The 6,332-nt window shown below is 74.8% G+C and carries 7 protein-coding genes; 3 read left to right on the forward strand and 4 right to left on the reverse strand.

What is annotated here, in order from left to right:
- Positions 1–802, forward strand: an 802-nt coding sequence (locus GTW43_RS23740) for an ABC transporter permease (RefSeq protein ID WP_161304070.1), incomplete at its 5' end; no start/stop codon positions are given.
- A gap of 8 nt (positions 803–810) precedes the next feature.
- Positions 811–1,551 carry a sirohydrochlorin chelatase gene (locus GTW43_RS23745; RefSeq protein ID WP_161304071.1) on the forward strand — a complete coding sequence of 247 codons (741 nt, stop codon included), beginning with the start codon at positions 811–813 and terminating at the stop codon, positions 1,549–1,551.
- Here GTW43_RS23745 and GTW43_RS23750 read toward each other — a convergent pair.
- On the reverse strand, positions 1,506–2,534 hold the full coding sequence (locus tag GTW43_RS23750) for a helix-turn-helix domain-containing protein (protein ID WP_202501861.1): 1,029 nt from the start codon (positions 2,532–2,534) through the stop codon (positions 1,506–1,508). The two genes, GTW43_RS23745 and GTW43_RS23750, sit on opposite strands and share 46 nt — an antisense overlap.
- Positions 2,535–2,678: 144 nt before the next feature.
- Here GTW43_RS23750 and GTW43_RS23755 point away from each other — a divergent pair, with 144 nt between their 5' ends.
- Positions 2,679–3,944, forward strand: coding sequence for an MFS transporter (locus tag GTW43_RS23755; RefSeq protein WP_161304072.1), 1,266 nt, complete (start codon positions 2,679–2,681; stop codon positions 3,942–3,944).
- A 37-nt stretch (positions 3,945–3,981) separates the two neighbouring features.
- Here the strand turns inward: GTW43_RS23755 and GTW43_RS23760 are convergent, their stop codons facing one another.
- From GTW43_RS23760 to GTW43_RS23770, 3 genes are all read right to left on the reverse strand, one after another.
- Positions 3,982–4,569, reverse strand: a complete 588-nt coding sequence (locus tag GTW43_RS23760) for a TIGR03086 family metal-binding protein (RefSeq protein WP_161304073.1) — start codon at positions 4,567–4,569, stop codon at positions 3,982–3,984.
- Between the two features lie 63 nt (positions 4,570–4,632).
- A complete protein-coding gene (locus GTW43_RS23765) occupies positions 4,633–5,643 on the reverse strand; it encodes a 2-dehydropantoate 2-reductase N-terminal domain-containing protein (protein ID WP_161304074.1) in 1,011 nt (336 codons plus the stop codon).
- 12 nt (positions 5,644–5,655) lie between these two features.
- Complete coding sequence (locus GTW43_RS23770) at positions 5,656–6,219, reverse strand: DUF1697 domain-containing protein (protein WP_161304075.1); 564 nt, start codon at positions 6,217–6,219, stop codon at positions 5,656–5,658.
- Positions 6,220–6,332: the final 113 nt, after the last annotated feature.

Here is a 6,332-nt window from a genome sequence, read left to right on the forward strand (position 1 = left end):
CCGCACGCCCTTCTCCCGTACCTTCCGGGAGAAGATCTTCCCGCCGCTGACCGCGGTGGTGCTGGTGATCCTGCTCTGGCAGGGCCTGGTGTCGTTCGGCATTGTCGACGACCCGACCAAGCTGCCGCCGCCGTCGGCGGTGTGGGACGAGGTCGGCGACGCGTGGCTGAAGGGCGAACTGCTCGGCTACATCTGGACCAGCGTCTCGCGCGGCCTGCTCGGCTTCTGCTTCGCACTGCTCATCGGCACGCCGCTCGGCCTGCTGGTGTCCCGGGTGAAGTTCGTGCGGGCGGCGATCGGCCCGGTGCTGTCGGGTCTGCAGTCGCTGCCGTCGGTGGCGTGGGTGCCGCCGGCCGTCCTGTGGCTCGGCCTGGACAACTCGATGATGTACGCGGTGATCCTGCTCGGCGCCGTGCCCTCCATCGCCAACGGCCTGGTGTCCGGCGTGGACCAGGTGCCGCCGCTGTTCCTGCGGGCCGGCCGCACCCTCGGCGCGACGGGGCTGCGCGGCCTGTGGCACGTCGTGCTGCCCGCCGCGCTGCCGGGCTACCTCGCCGGCCTCAAGCAGGGCTGGGCGTTCTCCTGGCGCTCGCTGATGGCGGCCGAGATCATCGCCAACTCGCCCGACCTGGGCGTGGGTCTCGGCCAGCTCCTGGAGAACGGCCGCACGGCCAGCTCGATGCCCATGGTCTTCCTCGCCATCCTGCTCATCCTGATCGTCGGCATCGTCATCGACCTGCTGATCTTCAGCCCGCTTGAGCGCCGCGTGCTGCGCAGCCGCGGTCTCCTCGTCCGGAACTGAGACCTCCCATGCAGCCCCGACCCGTCCTTCTGGTCATCGCCCACGGCAGCCGCGACCCGCGGCACGCCGCGACGGTGCACGCCCTCGTCCGCGAGGTGCGGGCACAGCGGCCGGGGCTGCGGGTGGAGACCTCGTTCCTGGACTTCAACGTGCCGGGCCCGCTCGGGGTCCTCGAGTCCCTGGCGGCCGAGGGCGTGCGCGACGTGGTCGCCCTCCCGCTCCTGCTGACCCGGGCCTTCCACGCGAAGTCCGACATCCCGGCGGTCCTGAAGGCGGCCCCGCGCGGTCTGCGCATCCACCGCGCGGACGTCCTCGGGCCGTCGCCGCTCCTGCTCGCGGCCCTGGACCGCCGCCTGTACGAGGCCGGGCTCACCCCGGCCGACCGGCCCACGACCGGGGTCGTGCTGGCCTCGGCGGGCTCCTCCGACCCGGAGGCGATCGCAGTGATCGCAGCAATCGCGCGGGAGTGGCGGCACACCGGTTGGTGCGCCGTGCGGCCTGCGTTCGCCTCCGCATCCCTGCCCCGCACCGAGGACGCGGTCCGTGCCCTGCGCGCGGACGGCTGCGCCCGGGTCGCGGTGGCCCCCTACGTCCTGGCGCCGGGCCGGCTCCCGGACCGGATCGCGGCGGGCGCGGCGGACGCCGACGTCCTCGCCGGGGTCCTCGGTCCCGCTCCGGAGGTGGCGCGGGTGCTGGTCGAGCGCTACGACGAGGCGCTGGTCGGCGAGTTGACCGCGCTGGGGGCCTGAGCGCAGAGCCGGTCCCCGAGCTCGCTGTGCGCGTACCGCACGCTGCGCCCGCTGCGGGTGCGCACGAGGAGACCCGCGTCGTAGAGGACGGAGAGGTGCTGGCTGACCGCGCCGGGGGTGACGTCGAGGCGGTGGGCCAGCTCGGTGGTGGACGCGGGGTCGGACAGCAGGCGCAGGATGCGGGCCCGTGGTGCGCCCAGGAGGCGGTCGAGGGCGGCCGCGGTGGCCGGTGGCGGGGTCTGGGAGAGCAGCGCGCGACCGCGGGCCGGATAGCAGAGCAGCGGCGGCAGCGCGTAGTCGATGTTCGTGTGCGCGCCGAGGGCGAACATCGTGGGGACCAGGACGAGTCCGCGCCCGCCGATCTCGATGTCGGCCTCGGGCCAGGGGTTGCGGTCGAGCTTCTTGGTCATGGTGAGGACCTCGCCGTCCCAGCTGAGCCGGGGGTCGAGGCTCGCGAACAGGCCGCGTGCGCCCTCCTCGGCGAGGACCTTGCCGCGGTGCGCGAGGTCGGCCTCCAGGAGGGAGTGCACGCGCGGCCACCAGTCGGGGGCGAGACAGGTGCGCCAGTAGGCGTCCAGGGCCCGGCAGATGCGGTCGAGCAGGCGCGCGGGGTCGGCGAGTCCGTCGCGCAGCACCGGTGGCAGGGCGTCCGCGGCCGGGCCGTACGCGGCGGTGATGTCGGGACCCAGCACGTGGGGCGGGGTGGCGGCGAGGGCGGCGAGCTGGCGGTCGAAGGCGGGGCGTGGCCGGTCGGGGCGCGGGGTGAGGAAGTCCGGGATCCACAGGCTCGGGGCGATCAGCGCGGTCAGGAGCTCGGTGTCGAGGCGGCGGAAGGCGGGGCCGAGGCGGCGCAGCCAGGGCCGCTGGTGCGGATAGCGGGCGGGGTCGCGCCAGCAGCGCAGCGAGTAGACGGCCTCCTGGAGCGGGGAGTACGCGAAGGAGGTGCGGGCGAGGTCGCCGACCACGAAACGGAACTCGATCATCGGCCGTTCCCCCCTCCTCTCCTGTCGTGCCGGGCCGGACCGAGCCGTGCCGTGCCGTGCCGTGCCAGGCCGTGCCAGGCCGTGATGTTTAGCCAGAGGCTAAAGGATTGTCGCCGGAGCGGGGAAGCCCCGTTTGCTGGGGGCATGACCACGTCACCCCCCGTCGCGGCCCCGGCCGCCGCTCCCGCCACCCGCCTCGGCGGGCTCCTGCCGACCGATCCGCTGCTGCTGCGCCTGTCGCTGTTCACCCTCCTCAACGCCTTCGGCCGGGGCCTGTTCTTCCCGGTCAGCGTGCTGTACTTCACGCGCGTCATCGGTCTCGGCGCCACCTCGGTCGGTGTCGGTCTGACGATCGCGGGCCTGTTCGGGCTGGCGGCCGGGGTGCCCGCGGGGCGTGCCTCGGACCGCTGGGGCCGGCGGCCGGTGCTCACGGCGTTGTGGACCGGCTGCGGACTGACGCTGGCCGCGTACACCGTGATCGGCTCGTACGCGGCGTTCCTGGCGACCGCGATCGCCTACGCGGCGCTGAGCCAGGCGAGCATGGGCGTGCGCAACGCGCTCTACGCGGACGTGCTGCCGCCCGCGACCCGGGTGGAGGGCCGGGCGCACCTGCGGATGGTGACCAATGTCGGCATGGGGGTCGGCGGCGGGTTCGGGGCGCTCGCCCTGCAGTGGGACAGCCGGGCCGGGTACACGACGCTGATCCTGCTGGACGCGGTCGCGTTCGCCGGGTCGGCGCTGATGGTGCTGCGGCTGCCGGGCACCGCGGGACGGCGGCCCGCCGAGGACACCCCGGCCGGCAGCCGCTGGCGCGCGGTGCGCGATCTGCCGTTCCTCGCGGTGACCTGCTGCAATGCCGTACTGGCGTTGCAGTACGGCCTGTTGGAGGTGGGGCTGCCGCTGTGGATCGTCGAGCACACGGACGCCCCACGCTGGTCGGCGGCCCTGCTGATGATCCTCAACTGCGTGCTGGTGGCGCTGCTCCAGGTGCGGGCGACGCGGGGCGTGACGGACCTGGCGCGTGCGGTCCGGGCGATGCGGCGCTCGGGACTGCTGCTCGTCCCGGCCTGCGCGGCGTTCGCCGCGGCGGCCGGTCTCGGTCCTGCGGCGGCGCTCGCGGTGCTGGTGGCGGGCGCGGTGCTCCAGGTGTTCGCCGAGATCCTGTCGGCGGCGGGCGGCTGGACGGTCGGCTACGGCCTGGCGGACGCCCGCGCGCAGGGCGTCTACCAGGGCGTGTTCAACTCGGGGCAGGCCGCCGCGACGATGGCCGCGCCCGCGCTGGTGACGGTGACCGCGATCGAGCACGGCCCGGTCGGCTGGACCGTGCTCGCGGTGCTGTTCGTCGGGGCGGGGCTGGCGACCGGCCCCGCGGTGCGGCTGGCCCGGCGGGACGACTGGCGCGGCGAGTGACGCCGGAACGCGCGGCGCCGCCGGGCCTGCCCCGTGCTCAGCGCGGGTCGCGACCGCTCAGCGCCAGCGCGCGGGTGAACGCGGTGGCGCCGTCGGCCGGAGGGACGGCCTCGGCGAATCCCTCGTACTGGCGGTACGTCGCGGCGTTGTCGGTCACGACGTCGAGGACCAGCCGGCCGGTGGCGTCGGAGACCTTGAAGTCCTGCCCGGTGGCGCGGGCCACGTCCCAGCCGTGCAAGGCCAGTTCGAGCAGGAGCAGGGAGGCGACCTCGGGCGCCGCCTGGCGGGCGAACCCCAGGTCGATCTCGCCCTCCCACACCGCGGGCCCGGCCCAGGCGGCGACGGCGATGTCGAGCCGGGCGGCGAAGTCCGCGGCCCAGCCGGGGTCGGCGGTGAAGTCGCGGGCGGTCAGCGCGTCGGGCAGCGGGGTGCGCAGCGCACGGTGCTCCAGGCCGTGGGCGCCGTGGAGCACCCAGTGGTTCACCAGCGTGCGCACGTCCCAGCCGGCGCAGCCGGAGGGCGCGCCGAGCCGCTCGGGACCGACGCCCGCCGCGACCCGGGCGGACTCGGCGGCACACTCGGTCAGGGACGGGTGCAGGTTCTCGCGTCGCAGTTCGGTGTCCATGTCCACGACGGTACGGACGCGGCGGGGGCCGCGGCTTGAACAAACGCGACAGTGCCGGTGCGGTCAGCCGGCGGCGCGTGCGTTGACGGCCGCGACGAGCACGTCGACGGGGGTCGCGCCGGGCGGCTGAGCGTCCCGCGCGGCCTGTGCGGCCCTTTCCTGGAGGACGTCGTTGACCGGGGTCGGCACCCCGTGCAACCGGCCGAGCAGGGCGATCTCGCCGTTCAGGTAGTAGGTCTCGATGGTGCCGGTGCCGCGCAGCAGCGACTGCCAGGACGAACCGCCGCCGCGCGGGGCGCCCTCGAAGGGTTCGAGCCGGATCCGGTCCCCGCGCACCCGGCGCTCCTCCTCCTGGTCCGCGTACGGGACGCCGGCGGCGGCCAGGACGGCCTCGCCCTCGGCGCGGGCCCGGGCGAACAGGGACCGTCCGGCGTCGGAGTCGATGACGCCGGAGACCGCCTCGATCGCGTTGGCGAGATTGGCCAGGAGCTTGGCGTACTTGAAGCGCATGACGTCGTCCACGACCGGTGCGTCGAACCGGGAGCTGCCGAGCGCGGCGGCGATCTCGTGCGTGGTGGCGTCGGCGCCGGACGGGTAGCGGCCGAGGTGCAGGATGCCGGTGAGGGGGGTGCCGTCGGCGCGGACGACGCCCGGTTCGACGAAGCTCGCGGGCAGCCACACGCACATGGCGTGCACGTGCGCGAAGACCCGCAGCGCGAGGCGTTCGCTCTCGACGCCGTTCTGCGCGCACACCAGCGGGAGCCTGGCGGCGGCGGTGCCGCCGCCCGCGACGGGCCGGCCGGCCCAGGCGCCGAGCGCCGCGGTGGTGTCCTGGGTCTTCACGGCGAGCACGAGGACGTCGTCGGCGCGCAGGGTGCCGAGCTCCTCGGGCCCGGCCACGACGGGGGGCCGCACGGTGTGGACCCCGTCCGGGGTCTGCAGCCGCAGGCCGTGGGCCCGCAGCGCCTCGTACTGGCTGCCGCGTGCGACGAGCACGACCTCGTGTCCGGATCCGGCCAGCCGCCCGCCCAGGGCGCCGCCGATCGCACCTGCTCCGATGATGACGTAGCGCATGGGGCGAGCCTTTCACGCCTGCTCGGTGAGCTCCACGAGCTTGCTGACGGTGTTCCAGTTCCGGCTGGTCGCGATCAGGCCCTTGGTGAGGGCGGGCGCGGCGAGCCGGGCGCCGAGCTTCGAGGTGCCGAGTCCGTCCGGCGCGTAGAGGTAGAGCACGCGGTCGCCGAGCCGGTAGTCCTCGGGCGCGTACGCGGCGGCGTCGACGGCGGCGAAGCGGTCCGGGGTGACGGGCTCGGAGAAGTAGGTGACGTGCAGTTGCCGCCCCTCCAGCTCGGCGGCGGGGAAGGGGCAGGCGTCGCGCACCGCGGCCAGATAGGCGTGGTCGCGCACGACGATGTCGACGGGGAAGCCGAACTCCGCGGCGACGGCCGCCTCCAGCTCGCGCGCGAGGGCGTCCTCGTCGCGGGCGGCGGAGCTGAACGCCGCGTTGCCGCTCTGCAGGTAGGTCTGTACGCCGGTGTGCCCGAGCCCCTCGATGAGCGGGCGCAGCCGCGCCATCGGGACCTTCTTCGCCTTGACCGAGCCGCCGACGTTGATGCCGCGCAGCAGGGCCGCGTATCGCGTGATCGCCATGGCCACACCATAGGACGACCGCCGCGCCCCGTGGGGGTGAGCGCGGCGGTCGCCGGTCGGGGGTCGCCCGGTGTTACTCGACGATCTTCAGGAGCTTGTTCGGGGTGCCCTCA

This window comes from Streptomyces sp. SID5785 (genome assembly GCF_009870065.1).
Lineage (GTDB): Bacteria > Actinomycetota > Actinomycetes > Streptomycetales > Streptomycetaceae > Streptomyces.